The following is a 14,732-nucleotide window of genomic DNA, read 5'->3' on the forward strand; positions in this document are numbered from 1 at the left end:
GGAAAGGTTCAGCGGTCCGAGAGACCGTTGGTTCGGCGGATAGGCGGGATAGGGACGGTTCAACGGTCTGGGAGACCGTTGGTTCGGCGGATTTGCGGTGTGGCGGCGATTCAACGGTCCGAGAGACCGTTGGTTCGGCGGATTGGAGGCATTGCGACGGTTCAACGGTCTCGGAGACCGTTGGTTCGGCGGATTTGCGGCATTGCGACGGTTCAGCGGTCTGAGAGACCGTTGGTTCGGCGGATTGGTGGCATTGCGACGGTTCAGCGGTCTGAGAGACCGTTGGTTCGGCGGATTGGTGGCATTGCGACGGTTCAGCGGTCTGAGAGACCGTTGGTTCGGCGGATTGGCGGTATGCGACGGTTCAGCAGTCTGAGAAGCCGTTGGTTCGGCGATTTGATGGTGTTGACTCCTGCAACCTCGTCCCACGATGCTACACCGACGCAACAACACACTTTACTCCTGCAACCTCGTCTCACGATGCTACACCGACGCAACAACACACTTTACTCCTGCAACCTCGTCTCACGATGCTACAGCGGCGCAACAACACACTTTACTCCCGCAACCTTGTCCCACGATGCTACATCGACGCAACAACTCACTTTACTCCTGCACCCTCGCCCCACGATGCTACAGCGGCGCACAAAAAAACCGAGAGAGGCGCTTCAACGAAGCGCGCTGTTCTCGGTTTCTCTAATTCACACTATTATCACACAAATGTTAGTTCATTCCATGCTCTTCCCGAATGCGGTACAAGCCTTGAATCAGCAACTCGGATGGCTCGCGATTAAGCAAATAATGCGCCATCAGCACATGCAGCGGGAACGCGCATACGTTGTTGCCGTCCGAAATCGCGGGGAAGCCCGTTTCGAATACCGGTCCGTGCTCGTCGTGCCAATCGAGGCCCGCGTGCACTTCCTCCGGCGCGAATTCTTCTTTGACCGCCGCGATGCAAGCCGGAACGAGCGCTTTATCGATGATCGCCTTCGCCTCGTCTTCGGTTTGCGGAGGATGCGGAAGCAACCGTCCGCCTTTAACTTTCATCAATTCGTAGAAGAACGATGCCAACCATTCGGAAGGATCGCCTCCGCCCTGGAACTTAGCGATCAGCTCGCGGAGGAAAAATCCGCACGCGTAACTATCTCCCGATTCATCTTTCGTTCGAAATACGAAGATCGGTCCATACACTTCGTGCATCATCACTTGCCCATCGACTTCGTCGAAGCGCATTCTTAAGGCGACGAGGCCGTTATGTTGGACGGCGTTGACTAATTCTTTCATTTTCTCGTCTGGGATGGCCGTAGAATTGCCATTGTCGGGAACGTTCTTCGTATCGTTCGTCATTGTTAATCACCCGCCTAATTCTAACATTCCAGCCTTGTCGGAGTCTACTTCGCATATGTACAAGTTCCGATGCCAATATTTCCTTTGCGTTTATCGACGGGGCTACTTCGCCCGGAACTTGCGCGAACCTTCCTTCAGGATCGGCTTGCCGTGCCCGAAGCACGCGACTTCGAAATTGAGCTCTCCGAGCCGCTGCTACGACCGAGTCCCTTCGTCCAAATTTTCGTACCCGATGCTTACGTTCAGTCCCATCACGTTCGCGGTGGCGTCCGCGGCAATTAACACGCCTCCGTTCGCCTTCTAATACAGCGCCATTTGACCCAGACAATGACCAGGGATCGAGATCGCAGTCCAGCCTTCCGCGAACTCGAGCGGTTCATTATCCTTCAAATAACCGTCCACCGCGACTTGTTCGACCGCCCCTGCGCCGTTACCGATAAAAATACGGAATAAGAGCTTGTTCATGATGCCCGGGGAAGCCGTTAACCGTCGTTGCTTCTGGCCTTCGGACACGACTTCACTGTAACTCCCCCTCCTAAAATGGATAATTACAATGAGATCTATGCGATTCGCCGACAATTAACGCTAATTCGACTGATGCGCTTATTCCCCGTACTGCAACCGGAACTGCACCGGCGTCATCCCGGTCAGCTTGCGGAACGTATGAACGAAATGGCTATCGTCCTGGAATCCTACGTCGCCCGCGATCGCCTTCACCGTGCGATGTCGATCCGCGACGAGCAATTCCTTAGACTTCTGGATGCGGAACTGTACCAAATACTGATACGGGCTCATTCCCCAGCTCTGGCGAAAAAGAGTGTTCAAATACTGAGAACTGACGCCGAGCGCCTCCGCCATTTGCGCAAGCCCGAGCCCCGAATCGCCGTATGTCTCCTCTATTAGCATATAGATCGGCGTCAACCGTTCATGCCCTTTGGATAACGATTGTTGACCGCTTATTTGGCCGAACCGTTTGAGCTGCGCGAGGAATGCATACACTTCTTGCGACCCGTTAATACCGGCGAAATCGAAGCTGTAGCGGCATTTGTCGCTATAATGTTCATGAATCCGCGCGAGCTCGCAATCCGAAGCCCAACTGATGAGCTGCATGTGCTGAAGGTCCAACGATGCAGTAATCGGATTAGCGAGCGCACCGTCGAACGTCAAATACCATATCGACCAGATCGGCGATTCCGCGCGGTAACTATGCGGGACGCCCGGCTTGAGCAAAATGCCTTGATTCGGTTGCATCCTGACCGTCTGCCCGTTAGCGGTAAATTCGCCTACGCCTTTCACCGTATGAAGCCAATGAAAGGTCGGAAAGCCTTCCTCCCGGTTAATGACGACCTGATGCTCGTCGTACCCGACGCTGGTCAGATGAAGCGGTAACCGCTTGTCCCCTTCCGTCGTCACGAAGTGTCTGCCGTATTGCATGGACCGATGCGCCCCTTGTTTCATTTTGCGATATGCGAGATGGCTTTTATTATATACCAATCCCATTCCGTCTGGATTACAATCAATCCGAAAGTTGCGTAAAATCACACGGAGCGGGCGGTTGACGATGAAAATTTCCTTATGCATAGGCGCCTACGCGGGCAAAGACGAAATCTATCACCTTGAAAAGATTAAGGAGCACGGCTTCCACGGCCTCGAGTATTACGCTTGGTGGGATTTGCGGGATCTTAACCGCGTCGCGAAAGAACAAGAGCGAATCGGCGTTGGCTTTAGCGCGACTTGCACGAAATTTATCAGCTTGGTGGACGAGTCCCTCCGAGACGCTTATATGACGGGCATTCGGGAGACGATCGAGGCGTGTAAAAGGCTTGGCGTCCGCTCGGTCATCTCGCAAACCGGCAACGAGATCGACGGCGTATCGCGCGAAGTACAGCGGCAGACGATGGTCGAGACGCTGAAGCGTTGCGCCCCGCTGTTCGAGGAAGCCGGTATCGTCCTGGAAGTCGAGCCGCTCAACGGACTCGTCGATCATCGCGGACATTTCCTACAACGCTCGGACGAGTCGGTCTCCGTAATCGACCAGGTCGGCAGCCCGAATGTGAAGCTCGTCTTCGACGTCTACCATCAGCAGGTAACCGAAGGCAACGTCATCCGCAACGCGGTCGGTTACGCCGACCGGATCAACCATTACCATATCGCGGACAATCCCGGACGCAATCAGCCTGGGACGGGCGAGCTGAATTATCTTAACATCCTGCGCGCGATCAAAGGCACCGGCTACGACGGTTACGTCGGCCTCGAGTGCGGGTACACGATCGACACGGACACGGCGCTCGAGCAGTTCAAGGCGGATGTGCTGGCGAAAATATAACAATAAAAAAAGCGGAGTTCCGATTGGTTCTCCGCTTCGTTGTAAGATGGATTGGATTGTTTATGATTGACGCAGCTTCATGATCTCTTCGATCGACACGCCGAGGATGTCCGCCACTTCTTCAGGCTTTGCTCCCTTATCCAGCATGCGGAGCGCGATGACGCGTCTCTCTGCCTCGCGGCCCTTTTCCATGCCTTGTTCCATGCCCTCTTCAATTCCCCAACGCTTCCACGCAGGCATCAATTCCATTAAGATCTCCCCTTTATCGGATTCGTGGTTTAGCCACTCTCGCAGGATCGATTCGTCCTCTTCCTTGCTCGGTTCGAAATATAAGTCCGCGACGGACATGATGAGCGCCATTCGCGCATCGTCCAACCGTCCCCGCAAACGCAATAGCATCCGTAAGTATGCGATTCGCAACTCTCTTTTATCTTTCTTATTATATCCCATTTTGGCTAGCAACGCAGCGGCGATCGGATTGTCGGAAGCGACGAACTTACGCCAGTCCTGCTTACGGAGAGATACGCTCAAATACTGATAACGGACAATGTTGGTCCCGGCAATCGACATTTCAAAATGATCCGGCCCTGCCCATCCGTCGTCCGTCGTGAACACCGCGATCGGAATAATTAAACTATGCGCTTTGCGATGTCGTTCGAACAACCGACTAAAGTAGATGAACATGCGCTCCGCAAAATCTTCCTGCCGATACGATTGCGGTTCCAGATGAACGAGCACGAACGCGTCCGTCTCCCGATAACGCGTTTCGATTAACAGGTCCAGGGTGCGCGCTTCCTCCCCGACGATATCGACGAGCAGCTCTTGCATGAGCAACCGCGTCTGACTATGGTCGAGCAGCTTGTCCAATTCCGGAAAAAACAGAGCGATGAATTCGGCGAAAAACGTCTGAAGCAGTTTTTTGAACGCTTCGTCGTGGGGAATCGCTGTAGAAGAGTCTTCTCTATGCATAGGCATGCCTCCTCTCTTCTTTTTTGAACGCAAAAACGCCGCCCACCCCAGTTAGGGGTAAGCGGCGCGTGCTACGCGTCCGAATCTTGCTTATATCCTTACGATAGCGAAAGCGGTCCGACCTGTCAACGAGAACAACTCATGTTCAACTACGAATATTACCCCAATTGCCACATCAGCGTCGTCAGTCGGATCTTTTCCTGTTCCGCCGGAAGAGGCAGCAGTCCGCATCGCTCCAAATAATCGAGTACAGCGAAGATCAGCGTCAAGCCGTCGACCGAAGCTTTGTACATAATCTCCTTATCGGAGATGAACGACGGGGCATGCTTACGGGCAATAACCGCCGTATCCTCGTAAATCCGATCCAGCTCTTCCTTAAACCCGATCTTATCAAACGCACGATCCAATACCCGATGCAACTCGCCCAATTGATCCGCGCCGAAGAACGGCACGAGACATTCGAGCTTTCCGTCATTTACAGCGACGAATCCTTTTGCCGCCAATCGGCTGATCAGTAGCTTGTCGTGTTCGTTATGCGCTTCGCCGCTGTCGATCAGCTCGATGATTCTAGCCATGTCCGCAACGTCAGGCGCGTTGAAATCCCTCCACGTCATACCCGACCAATAAGACTCGATTTGCAGCGAACCGTACATCTCGCTATCACGTGTCTTAATACCGTTGGATCCGTATTTCCGAACAATCTCGCGATCAGGCAAGTCTCGAATGTACGCCTCGTCATCGTAGAGTATCGAAGCGTTCACGATATATTTACCGCCGTCCGGCTTCTCGTCCGGCGCATATCGCTCATAGTACGATTCATCCTTCACCTGATAGTATTGTTTCCAAATCGCATACGGCAGCAACGCCCAGAGCAAGAACGCTTCGTTTGATCGCGAACCATGAAAACCGATTCGGCGAATCTCTTCTAAGTTGTCCGCCACACAATCGAATATCGGCCTCGCTAGCGTCTCCGCCTTGAGTTTGAAATAGCCAGTCTCGTCCGCCAAGCTCCGCATCGTCTCAATAATAAAGTTCGTCTGGTATTTGCCCTTGCTTTTCTGCTTGACCAAGTCCGACCGTTCCAGCTTCCGCAGTTCGTCCTCGATAAACGCGCTCGCAGTACCCAACTGACGGGCGATCTCTTCGACCGTTAGCGGCTTCTCGTAAATGGCGATGCAAATGTTCGACGCTAGCAATGATGTAAAATAGCTATTCGGCTCATTGTTCGGACCCGGCGATCCGCTATGACCGACGTTCATCCGAATCGGCTTGAAGCTTAGGTGTTCGGCGGTTTCCATGCTTATGGCCTCCTTCAGCTTTTTACGAACTTCGAAGAGATGCCACTTCACCGTACCCGCGGCTATGTTCAACCTATCGGCGATCCGCTCCACACTATTCCGCTCATAGTAGTATTGAATCGTGATGTCCCGATGCAAGCGTGATAAATACGCGACCTCGCGGCGCAATCGGACGAGCAAATCGTCCGATTCGTCTTCGTACGCCCCAATGTCAAGTACCCGTTCTGACGGGATTTCGTCCAAGTCGGCAAGGCGCCAATGTCGCTTCTCTTTAGCTAAATAATTGCTCCACGTATAGCGGCAGATCGTGCGGACCCATGCGTCCATGTTGTCCACCTGCTTGCCACTCTGAAGCGACCGATGCAATGCCAGCATGATGTCTTGGGTTAAATCCTGCGCATTCTGATCGTGAGCGGTTCTAGATAACGCGAAGCCGAAAATTTGCCTTGAGTAGCGCCGCAGCAGTTCATCGTCCGACGGGGTACGGTGTGTCATGCTCTGGCTCCTTTGATGTTCGTATACCTTATAAGTAGCCGATAATGACGATCGGTTGGCTGAATTTGGTTTTTCGTATACGTTTTATTGCTGCGCTTCCGCCAACAAAAGGTCTAACTTCAAGAACGCGTTCGTCATGCCTTCGGCCATACCCGCCTCGACCGTGAACTTCAAATCTTCGGCTTTGTCGAAGTGCACTTGTACGATCATTTTCGTCTTGCCGTCTTCCTGCTCAAACAGCTTCATCGTATTCAATTGCTCCGGAATGACATCGTTCGGAACCGCGTCCGCATCCGAGAACAAGCTCGTGTAGACGAGCCTCTCCGGCTTCACGATTTCGCGGTAATCGCTTCTCACCCAATGCTCCTCGCCCTCGGCCGAACGCATGCAATAATGCCACAATCCCCCCGGACGCAGATCGATCTTGCACACCGGAATCGTGTATTCGTACGGCGCCCACCAGCGTGAGACATGCTCCGGTTCGGTCACGGCTTTCCATACCAACTCGCGCGGCGCATTGAAAATCCGGTCTATTATGAGATCCAATTCGCCTATTTCGGTATTTACGCTGTTATTACTGCTAGTTCCCATCGTCATGACGGACAACCTCCTCTAATCGATGATTTTAATATACTCATTCAGGTATATTCCTGTCAAGGAATATTTAAAGCACAAAAAACCTCGAACAGTTAAGCACTAACCATTCGAGGTTCCCTCTACTCGTCGCATCTTATTCATCGAAACGAATACGACTAGATCCCAGCTTCCCGGTAAAGCTCCGCCCTACGTTCGTATCCCTGCGCGGTGTTCGCCAACCTCTCGACTTCCGCGTCCGATAACATCCGCGCGACCTTTGCCGGCGAACCCAGCGCAAGCGCTCGAGGCGGAATGCTCGCGCCTTCCGGCACTAGTGCTCCCGCGGCGACCAAGGCATATTCGCCGATCTCGGCTCGGTTCATAACGATCGCGCCCATGCCGATCAACGCACCTTTGCCTATCGTGCATCCGTGAAGAATCGCCCGATGACCGACGGTTACATCGTCCGCTACGCGAAGCGGCACTCCTTCGTCTATATGGCAGATCGTCCCGTCCTGAATGTTTACGCCGGCGCCGATATCGATCGTATCCGAATCTCCTCGTAGCACGCAATTGAACCAGACGGAGGAACGTTTCCCGATCGTAACTTGTCCTATAATGTGCGCGCCTGGCGCAACATACGCCGAAGGATCTACCCTCGGCGTATGTCCGTTTAAAGGATATTGCATATTGGACCGACCTCCTGAACCTAACCGTTACTTTCCTCTATTTTATCATAAGTCGTCGGTTAAGCCGGTCATTGAGCGGTCAGCTTCCCCTTTCCATCTCGATGCCCAACCCTCGCCCAGCCTTTGCGAAGCAGCGGCTTCAAGTAATAGTCGATTCCGAAGCGTCCGGCATTGGCTCCAGCGACGAAGACGATCATGCCGAGCATCAGCAGCCAGGGGTTCGTGCTTACGGTGCCCGCGAACAGGAACAGGAAGTTGAGCATCATGCCGAAGAACGCGGCAGCGAGCGTAAGTCCGCCCAGGATGAGCCCGACGCCGATCAGAAATTCGCCGACCGGGATCAATACGTTGATAATCTTAACGTTCGGCAAGGCGACGTGATGAAGAAAGTAAGTGTAGTTAGGAAACTGCGCTTCGTTCGTCGCCCTGTCGATGACCGGCTTAGCGACCGCGCCATTGAGGAAACCTCCGGCATCGAACCCGCCCGTCAGCTTGTGCCATCCCGCGTCCAACCATTGCCAGCCGACGTATATCCTTATCAAAGTTATCGCTACGGCCGCCCATACGTTTGCTCTCCAAGCTTTCATGACCATAATGGCCATCTCCCTTCGGGAATCGGTTATCTTTTCCTTACGCCTTCAGTATGAAGCCAACCGAAGCTCCTGAATGTGAAGATGATCACACGTTAACGAAAAAGGCGCATCCTACGCAAAAGAGGACCCGTCGCAACTGCCCGACGGGTCCTCGTGATTACAAGCTATTCTATTCCGTTCTTCCCGAAGGCACTTTCAGCACGATTGTCGTGCCCTGACCCGGCGAGGAGACGATGCGCAGCTCGCCGCCGACCGCCCTCGCGCGCTCCTCCATGCTGAACAAGCCGACTCCCCGTCCCGCTTCCGCCTGGGCGAAGCCTTTGCCGCCGTCCGCTATCGTGACCTCGATCGTGTCGCCCAAACTGCGGAGCCTCACGGCGGCTTCCGATACGCCGGCGTATTTGCCCGCGTTCGTCAATGCCTCTTGAGCGATCCGGTAAATCGTCGTCTCGGCGAGCAGGCTCGGCCGCTTGCGCAGCTCGTTATCGAAGCGCACCTTAATGCCGTAATGCCGCTCGAAGTTGTCGATATACGTGCGAAGCGCCGGCACGATCCCGAGATCGTCCAGCACGGACGGCCGCAGCTCCCAGGCGAGTCCGCGCACTTCGGCCATTAATTGCGACACCTCGCGGCCGAGCTGCTCCAACCCCGCATCCTTGCCTTCGGAGAGCATGCGGTCCAGCGATATTTTCAGAGAAAACAAGCTTTGTCCGATCCCGTCGTGCAAGTCCCGCGAAAACCGCCTGCGCTCTTCCTCTTGGATGTGCATCATCTGCGTCATCATCGACTGAAGCTGCGCTTCCGTCTCCTTCAGCCGGGTAACCTCGTGGCGGATAGCCAAATATTGATACGGGCGCCCCTCGCCGTCCACGAACGGCACGATCGTCGTATCTACCCAATAATACCCGCCGTTCTTCGCTCGATTTCTAATCTCACCGCGCCACACGCGTCCCGAAGAGATCGTAGCCCATAGCTCGCTCATGAACGTTTTGTCGTGATGAGCCGAGTTGACGACGCGATGGTCGTGTCCGATCAGCTCTTCGCGCGAGTAGCCGGATATTTCGCAAAACTTATCGTTCACGTATTGGATCTTTCCCTTGCGATCCGTAACGGCGACGATCGATGCTTCGTCGAGCGCGAATTTGACGTCGGCGAGCTGCTTAAGCGAACGTTGCAACAGCTCCCTGAACGCCGGATCGGGAATTTGCAGCTCCAACTGCGAGACTAACGTTTCTACGTATTCCGCGATATTGTCGGAAGGGTACCGCCCGCTTAAGTCTCGCTCACTCAAAGTTCAACAGCCCCTTCTTCATCGCGAATTTGACGAGATCCGGTCTTGTCTTCAAGTCCAGCTTCTCCATCAGATTGCTCTTATGCGTCTCCACCGTCTTGACGCTGATGACGAGCTGCTCGGCGATTTCCTTGTTCGCGTAGCCTTGCGCGACCTTCGCCAAAATTTCCTTCTCGCGCTCCGACAACGACTCGTAAGTGCCGGTATGCTCCCCGCGCTTCATTCGCTCCATATAATCGCCCATCAGCCGTTTCGTCGCGGTCGGGTACAAGTAAGCATCGCCGGCCGCGATATGCCGAATCGCCGTCAGCAGTTCTTCATGCGGCGCGCTTTTCAATATATAACCCGATGCTCCCGCATGAATAGCCCGGAACAAATAGCCTTCATCGTCGTGCATCGTCAAGATCAGCACGGCCGTGTCGGGCAACTGTCGCTTAAGCTCCGCCGTCGCCGTTAATCCGTCCTTGCCGTGCGGCATGCTTAAATCCATGAGCACGACGTCGGGACGCAGCTCCGTCGCTTTCGCGATCGCTTCGTCTCCGTCGGCCGCTTCGCCTATGACCTCGAAGCCATGCTTGCCGTTCAGCAGCAAATGCAAGCCCGATCTGACGACCGCGTGGTCGTCTACTACCAATATACGAATCATGCTTCGCGCCTCCTCGCCGAGTGCCTATTCCTATGTTCCTATTCTATCATACGCCCGTGCGGACCGACCTGACCTTGATCAATCTAGCCGCTCCCCCATCCATCCCGCGATCCGTTCCGCTGCATCCACGACGAGCTTGCGTTCCTCCGTCCGATAGATTCGCCTCTGGCGATCGCCGGCGAGCAGCACGCCGACGACTTCCCGCTTTACAATGACCGGCACCGCGTATGCCGAACGCAGCCCTTCCGCGAGCATAATCGGATACTCGTGCAATCGGCGAGTCGCCAGCAGGTCCGTTAACTGCAAGGACATCGGTCTCCCGACCTTGACGACGGTACCGGACAACCCGCTCCCGACGCGCTCCGCGATCGCCGCGTACCGTTCATTCTCGTTGCCGGACGCCAGTTCCCACTGCAACGCGCGCATTTCGCCCATGAGTACGCCGAAACAGCAACAATCGCAAGCGATCGCAGCGCCGAGCTCGTCAAGCTCTTCCAATATCGCCTGTTCCGAATCCCTATTCTTCATTCTATCCGCACCTTTCCAGACCGCGCACCGCATCCACCTTCAGTGTAACGGAACGTCGGTCCGAACGTAGTCGGGGAACTCCCTGATTTTCGGGTCGGGGAATGCACTGAATCGCGCTGCGGTTGTGAGATATCTCACAGAAAAATAAGGGAATTCCTCCTCCATAATCAGGAAGCTCCCCGATAACGCAACGGCGACGCCGATTGTACAATTAACGCATAAGCACACGAAGGAGTTGGCGAATATGGCAACGGCGGCTGCGCTAGCGATTTTTCCGGCCACTAGAACGACAACGAACAAGAAAGGCATCGCGAGCTTCCTGACGGAAGCGCAATTCGCGCTTATGGAAGCTCTAATGACGCCCAAACGCGCAAAAGCAGGCAGCTGCTTGTTCTGGGAAGGGGAACCGACCGGCAAGCTGATCTATATCAGAGCGGGTAAAGTCGTGCTGCGGAAGACGACGGAGGACGGCAAAAGCTTGATCCTGTCGATCTTGCAAGCCGGCGATCTGATCGGGGAAATGGGCGGCGCCATAGATACCGTGCACGGTTATAGCGCGGAGGTCATGGACAACGCCGAGCTCGGCATCCTAACGTGGAAAGATCTCGAAGCATTGCTTGCCGCGCACGGCGACATAGCCGTCCCTTTTATGAACTGGATGGCGCTTAACCGTCGCGTATCCGAGTCGAAGCTTCGCGACCTGCTGCTGTTCGGCAAGCCTGGCGCGCTTGCCTCGACGCTCATCCGCCTGGCCAACTCGTACGGAATAGCCTGCGCTGACGGAATTCGCATCAGCCTGAAGCTGACGAATACGGAGCTGGCCGAGTTTATCGGAACGACCCGCGAAAGCGTCAATCGCATGCTTAACGCCATGAAGGACGAAGGCACGATCGACATGCAGCCCGGGCGCATCGTCATCCGTAACCTTAGCGCTCTCCGGCAGCTTGCCGGTTGCCCCGACTGCCCCGCTTGCCCTAAGGAAGTGTGCAGCATTTGATAGCCCTCCACGACCAAACCAATTTAGCGGCACCTCAAGTCGGATAGGTAAAAAAAGGGATGAATGGTGCATACTAAGCGAAACCACTTGAGCTTCGCGCGCATGAGCGCTTGCGAGAAGGGAGAGCAACGTATGCGGAAGATCGGCGAACCGTCCGACCGCAAAAGCAAAGCCAAAGGAACCGCAACCCGAAATTCGTCATCGAAACGGCTCGACTCGCGCCTTGACGCCAACCTTGATCGAATCCACGAGGAGCTAGGAACAAGCCCCGATCTCGTCGTTCGCAGGTTTAATTTGCGCCTCACGAAACCACTGGCGGTCGCCGCTTTTTACCTGGACACCGTATCGGATAAGGAATTGGTCGACAACTTCATCTTCCGTTCCCTTATGTCTCCGGATTTACCGGAACCGCCACCCGGTGTCGATTCACCGGAAGCCGCATTTCGTTACGTGTGCGACAACGCGCTTGCGGTAGGACAAATCGAAGCGATCGCCGACTGGACAGCCATGACGCTCGAGGTGCTGATGGGTAAGACGGTCTTGCTTGTGGAGGGCTGGGACGAATGCATTGTCGGCAATACGATGGGCGGGGACAAGCGGGCCGTGTCCGAAGCGAGTACCCAGGTCGTCATCCGCGGTCCAAAGGATAGCTTCTCGGAGTCGATCGCGACGAACATCGGTCTCGTGCGCAGAAGAATCCGCAGCCCCGACTTCGGATTCGAATCGATCAAGATCGGTTCGGTAACGCAGACGACCGTTGCCATGATGTACATCAAGAAAATCGCCAAGCCGTCTATCGTCGACGAGGTCCGTAAGCGGTTAGCCAAAATCGATACGGACGCGATCTTAGAGTCGGGTTATATCGAGGAATTCATCGAGGACAATTGGCTGTCTCCGTTTCCGACGATTTATAATACCGAACGGCCGGACGTCGTCGCCGCCAATCTGATCGAAGGTCGAGTCGCGATCATCGTCGACGGAACGCCTTTCGCGCTAGTCGTGCCGACCGTTCTATCTCAATTTTTCACGGCAGCCGAGGATTATTACCAGCGTTACGACATAGGTAGTTTCGTCCGCTTGCTCAGGTACGTCGCCTTCATTATCGCGCTATTCGGGCCGGCCGCCTATATCGCATTGACGACGTTCCATCAAGAGATGCTGCCGACGCCTCTTCTCATTAACTTGTCGGGAGCCCGCGAGGGCGTCCCGTTTCCCGCTCTCGTCGAAGCTTTCGCGATGGAAACCAGCTTCGAAATTTTGCGGGAAGCCGGCATTCGCATGCCGCGCGCGGTCGGTCAAGCCGTCTCGATCGTGGGAGCGCTCGTGCTCGGCGAGGCGGCGGTGCAAGCGGGAATCGTATCTCCGATCATGGTCATCGTCGTCTCGATAACCGCGATCGCCAACTTCTCGATGCCGTCTTATAACCTTGCGATTACCGCCCGTATGCTAAGATTTTTGTTCATGCTTGCGGCGGGCTTTCTCGGCTTCTACGGCATCATGCTCGGGATGATCATGATGGTCGCGCACATGAACTCGCTACGATCGTTCGGCGTAGCGTTCTTGTCGCCGACCGTTCCTTTCAGGTACAAACAGATGAAAGACGTATTCGTTCGGTTTCCGCATTGGAGCAAAAGATACCGGCCCGGCGATGTCGCCGAGTCCACCGAACGAATGCCGCCCGGTCAAGGCCCGCACGTTGCATCCGGCGAATTAAACCCATCAGGCGAGAAGGGATCCGAACAGCCATGAAGGCACGGGTGCTCCGACTAGCAAAGCTCGCGCTCGTCACCGGCATATCGCTGGCATCCCTGCTAGCCGTCTCCGGATGTTGGAATAGCCGTGAACTGAACAAGCTGGCTATCGTCACCGCGATGGCCATCGATCGTGTGCCGGACTCTAATAACTACGAATTGGCATTCCAAGTCGTCATGCCCGGAGCGCTGTCTCACACGGGTACCGGAGGCAACGACTCCCCCTTTTCCATCTACGGGATTCGAGCGCCTACGATGTTCGAAGGCATTCGCAAAGCTTCGAAACAAGTCCCCCGGCAATTGTTCTTTTCGCATGTGCAGGTCGTCGTGCTAGGAGAGAGACTGGCTAAGGAAGGCATCGAAGAAGTATTCGATTTTTTCGAGCGTTCGCACGAGGTTCGGTTAACGTCCATGCTGCTCGTCGCAAGGGGAACACCGCCGGACAAGCTGATAAGCACTTACGTTCCGTTGGAACGGCTTCAAGCGAGCGCATTGCTAGGGGAAGGCACGCTTTCCGCCAAGGTATGGTCCGAGACGGCCGTCATCGAGATCGACGAAGTGATCCGGAGACTTATCAACACAGGCGCGGAACCGATCATTAGCGGTTTGAAGCTTATCGGGAACGATAAAACGGCCACGCAGAAAAAAAGCACGGAGCAATCTCAACTGCCTTATCATCTCGAAATCTCCGACATTGCCATGTTCCGAGAAGGGAAGCTGGCAGACTGGCTGGAAAACGAGAGCGCGAGGGGGCTAATGTTTGTCGGAAACCATATCGGAAGCACGATCATGAATTTGGAGTGCGGAGGCAAACCCGACGGCGTGGCGCTCGAAATCCTTAAGAGCAGGACATCGAACAAAGTGTATATGAAGGACGGGCAACTTAAGGTTGACGTCGTCGTCTCCGCCGAAAGCAACGTTGGAGAAGTAAAATGCGGTATTGCGATCGAGAAGCTCGACACCCTGCAGCAGTTGGAACGGGAATGGTCGGATGCGGTCAAATCGGAGATCCATCGCGCGGTCAAGCAAGCCCAAGCGATCAAAGCGGACGTCTTCGGCTTCGGAATGTCGTTGCAGAGACACCATCCGAAGCAATGGAACGCCGTCAAAGACGACTGGGGCTCGGTATTCGCGAAAGCGGAAGTAAACGTAACTTTCAGGGGCATTATTCGGAGAACGGGCATGCGCGGCAAGTCGTTATTGGAAAAGTCGTGACCCAAAGGGAG

16 protein-coding genes are annotated in these 14,732 nt (G+C 54.8%); 5 read left to right on the top strand and 11 right to left on the bottom strand.

Translation table 11 applies throughout. The annotated features are described in order from the left end of the window. Nucleotides 1-97: 97 nt before the first annotated feature. Complete coding sequence (locus ACFPQ4_RS18500; protein WP_378113376.1) at nt 98-376, top strand: hypothetical protein; 279 nt, start codon at nt 98-100, stop codon at nt 374-376. Between the two features lie 347 nt (nt 377-723). Here ACFPQ4_RS18500 and ACFPQ4_RS18505 read toward each other — a convergent pair whose 3' ends face one another. From ACFPQ4_RS18505 to ACFPQ4_RS18515, 3 genes are all read right to left on the bottom strand, one after another. Next, nucleotides 724-1,347: a hypothetical protein gene (locus ACFPQ4_RS18505; RefSeq protein WP_378113377.1), complete on the bottom strand. Its 624-nt coding sequence runs from the start codon at nt 1,345-1,347 to the stop codon at nt 724-726. A gap of 300 nt (nt 1,348-1,647) precedes the next feature. After that, nucleotides 1,648-1,860, bottom strand: a complete 213-nt coding sequence (locus ACFPQ4_RS18510; protein ID WP_378113378.1) for an MBL fold metallo-hydrolase — start codon at nt 1,858-1,860, stop codon at nt 1,648-1,650. 90 nt (nt 1,861-1,950) lie between these two features. After that, nucleotides 1,951-2,781 carry an AraC family transcriptional regulator gene (locus tag ACFPQ4_RS18515; protein WP_378113379.1) on the bottom strand — a complete coding sequence of 277 codons (831 nt, stop codon included), beginning with the start codon at nt 2,779-2,781 and terminating at the stop codon, nt 1,951-1,953. A 127-nt stretch (nt 2,782-2,908) separates the two neighbouring features. Here ACFPQ4_RS18515 and ACFPQ4_RS18520 point away from each other — a divergent pair, with 127 nt between their 5' ends. Continuing rightward, nucleotides 2,909-3,673, top strand: coding sequence for a hydroxypyruvate isomerase family protein (locus ACFPQ4_RS18520; RefSeq protein ID WP_378113380.1), 765 nt, complete (start codon nt 2,909-2,911; stop codon nt 3,671-3,673). A gap of 60 nt (nt 3,674-3,733) precedes the next feature. Here the strand turns inward: ACFPQ4_RS18520 and ACFPQ4_RS18525 are convergent, their stop codons facing one another. From ACFPQ4_RS18525 to ACFPQ4_RS18560, 8 genes are all read right to left on the bottom strand, one after another. Next, complete coding sequence (locus ACFPQ4_RS18525) at nt 3,734-4,642, bottom strand: Rpn family recombination-promoting nuclease/putative transposase (RefSeq protein ID WP_378113381.1); 909 nt, start codon at nt 4,640-4,642, stop codon at nt 3,734-3,736. Between the two features lie 158 nt (nt 4,643-4,800). Then, nucleotides 4,801-6,435, bottom strand: coding sequence for a sigma-70 family RNA polymerase sigma factor (locus ACFPQ4_RS18530; protein ID WP_378113382.1), 1,635 nt, complete (start codon nt 6,433-6,435; stop codon nt 4,801-4,803). Between the two features lie 84 nt (nt 6,436-6,519). Beyond that, nucleotides 6,520-7,032, bottom strand: coding sequence for an SRPBCC domain-containing protein (locus ACFPQ4_RS18535; RefSeq protein WP_378113383.1), 513 nt, complete (start codon nt 7,030-7,032; stop codon nt 6,520-6,522). Nucleotides 7,033-7,187: 155 nt separating this feature from the next. Continuing rightward, nucleotides 7,188-7,700, bottom strand: coding sequence for a gamma carbonic anhydrase family protein (locus tag ACFPQ4_RS18540; RefSeq protein WP_378113384.1), 513 nt, complete (start codon nt 7,698-7,700; stop codon nt 7,188-7,190). 68 nt (nt 7,701-7,768) lie between these two features. Next, nucleotides 7,769-8,293 (bottom strand): DoxX family protein, encoded by a 525-nt coding sequence (locus tag ACFPQ4_RS18545; RefSeq protein WP_378113385.1) that lies wholly within the window; start codon nt 8,291-8,293, stop codon nt 7,769-7,771. Nucleotides 8,294-8,462: 169 nt separating this feature from the next. Then, nucleotides 8,463-9,584 (bottom strand): PAS domain-containing sensor histidine kinase, encoded by a 1,122-nt coding sequence (locus ACFPQ4_RS18550; RefSeq protein WP_378113387.1) that lies wholly within the window; start codon nt 9,582-9,584, stop codon nt 8,463-8,465. Then, nucleotides 9,577-10,230 (bottom strand): response regulator transcription factor, encoded by a 654-nt coding sequence (locus tag ACFPQ4_RS18555; protein WP_378113388.1) that lies wholly within the window; start codon nt 10,228-10,230, stop codon nt 9,577-9,579. Before ACFPQ4_RS18555 ends, ACFPQ4_RS18550 begins: the two co-directional genes overlap by 8 nt. 78 nt (nt 10,231-10,308) lie before the next feature. Then, nucleotides 10,309-10,758, bottom strand: coding sequence for a GAF domain-containing protein (locus tag ACFPQ4_RS18560; protein WP_378113389.1), 450 nt, complete (start codon nt 10,756-10,758; stop codon nt 10,309-10,311). A 244-nt stretch (nt 10,759-11,002) separates the two neighbouring features. Here ACFPQ4_RS18560 and ACFPQ4_RS18565 point away from each other — a divergent pair, with 244 nt between their 5' ends. The 3 genes from ACFPQ4_RS18565 to ACFPQ4_RS18575 all read left to right on the top strand — a co-directional run bounded on the left by ACFPQ4_RS18565 (nt 11,003) and on the right by ACFPQ4_RS18575 (nt 14,721). After that, nucleotides 11,003-11,755: a Crp/Fnr family transcriptional regulator gene (locus tag ACFPQ4_RS18565; RefSeq protein ID WP_378113391.1), complete on the top strand. Its 753-nt coding sequence runs from the start codon at nt 11,003-11,005 to the stop codon at nt 11,753-11,755. Between the two features lie 132 nt (nt 11,756-11,887). Continuing rightward, nucleotides 11,888-13,504, top strand: coding sequence for a spore germination protein (locus tag ACFPQ4_RS18570; protein WP_378113392.1), 1,617 nt, complete (start codon nt 11,888-11,890; stop codon nt 13,502-13,504). Beyond that, nucleotides 13,501-14,721: a Ger(x)C family spore germination protein gene (locus tag ACFPQ4_RS18575; protein WP_378113393.1), complete on the top strand. Its 1,221-nt coding sequence runs from the start codon at nt 13,501-13,503 to the stop codon at nt 14,719-14,721. The genes ACFPQ4_RS18570 and ACFPQ4_RS18575 overlap by 4 nt, the downstream gene beginning before the upstream one ends. The last annotated feature ends 11 nt before the right edge of the window (nt 14,722-14,732 follow it).

This window comes from Cohnella yongneupensis (assembly GCF_042655785.1).
GTDB classification, from domain to species: Bacteria; Bacillota; Bacilli; order Paenibacillales; family Paenibacillaceae; genus Cohnella; species Cohnella yongneupensis.

What these genes read in the sequence shown, in the direction of transcription:
- ACFPQ4_RS18565 (WP_378113391.1), top strand. Translation starts at nt 11,003, where the DNA reads ATGGCAACGGCGGCTGCGCTAGCGATTTTTCCGGCCACTAGAACGACA.
- ACFPQ4_RS18570 (WP_378113392.1), top strand. Translation starts at nt 11,888, where the DNA reads ATGCGGAAGATCGGCGAACCGTCCGACCGCAAAAGCAAAGCCAAAGGA.
- ACFPQ4_RS18535 (WP_378113383.1), bottom strand. Translation starts at nt 7,032, where the DNA reads ATGACGATGGGAACTAGCAGTAATAACAGCGTAAATACCGAAATAGGC.
- ACFPQ4_RS18530 (WP_378113382.1), bottom strand. Translation starts at nt 6,435, where the DNA reads ATGACACACCGTACCCCGTCGGACGATGAACTGCTGCGGCGCTACTCA.
- ACFPQ4_RS18505 (WP_378113377.1), bottom strand. Translation starts at nt 1,347, where the DNA reads ATGACGAACGATACGAAGAACGTTCCCGACAATGGCAATTCTACGGCC.
- ACFPQ4_RS18525 (WP_378113381.1), bottom strand. Translation starts at nt 4,642, where the DNA reads ATGCATAGAGAAGACTCTTCTACAGCGATTCCCCACGACGAAGCGTTC.
- ACFPQ4_RS18515 (WP_378113379.1), bottom strand. Translation starts at nt 2,781, where the DNA reads ATGCAATACGGCAGACACTTCGTGACGACGGAAGGGGACAAGCGGTTA.
- ACFPQ4_RS18575 (WP_378113393.1), top strand. Translation starts at nt 13,501, where the DNA reads ATGAAGGCACGGGTGCTCCGACTAGCAAAGCTCGCGCTCGTCACCGGC.
- ACFPQ4_RS18520 (WP_378113380.1), top strand. Translation starts at nt 2,909, where the DNA reads ATGAAAATTTCCTTATGCATAGGCGCCTACGCGGGCAAAGACGAAATC.
- ACFPQ4_RS18560 (WP_378113389.1), bottom strand. Translation starts at nt 10,758, where the DNA reads ATGAAGAATAGGGATTCGGAACAGGCGATATTGGAAGAGCTTGACGAG.
- ACFPQ4_RS18540 (WP_378113384.1), bottom strand. Translation starts at nt 7,700, where the DNA reads ATGCAATATCCTTTAAACGGACATACGCCGAGGGTAGATCCTTCGGCG.
- ACFPQ4_RS18555 (WP_378113388.1), bottom strand. Translation starts at nt 10,230, where the DNA reads ATGATTCGTATATTGGTAGTAGACGACCACGCGGTCGTCAGATCGGGC.
- ACFPQ4_RS18545 (WP_378113385.1), bottom strand. Translation starts at nt 8,293, where the DNA reads ATGGTCATGAAAGCTTGGAGAGCAAACGTATGGGCGGCCGTAGCGATA.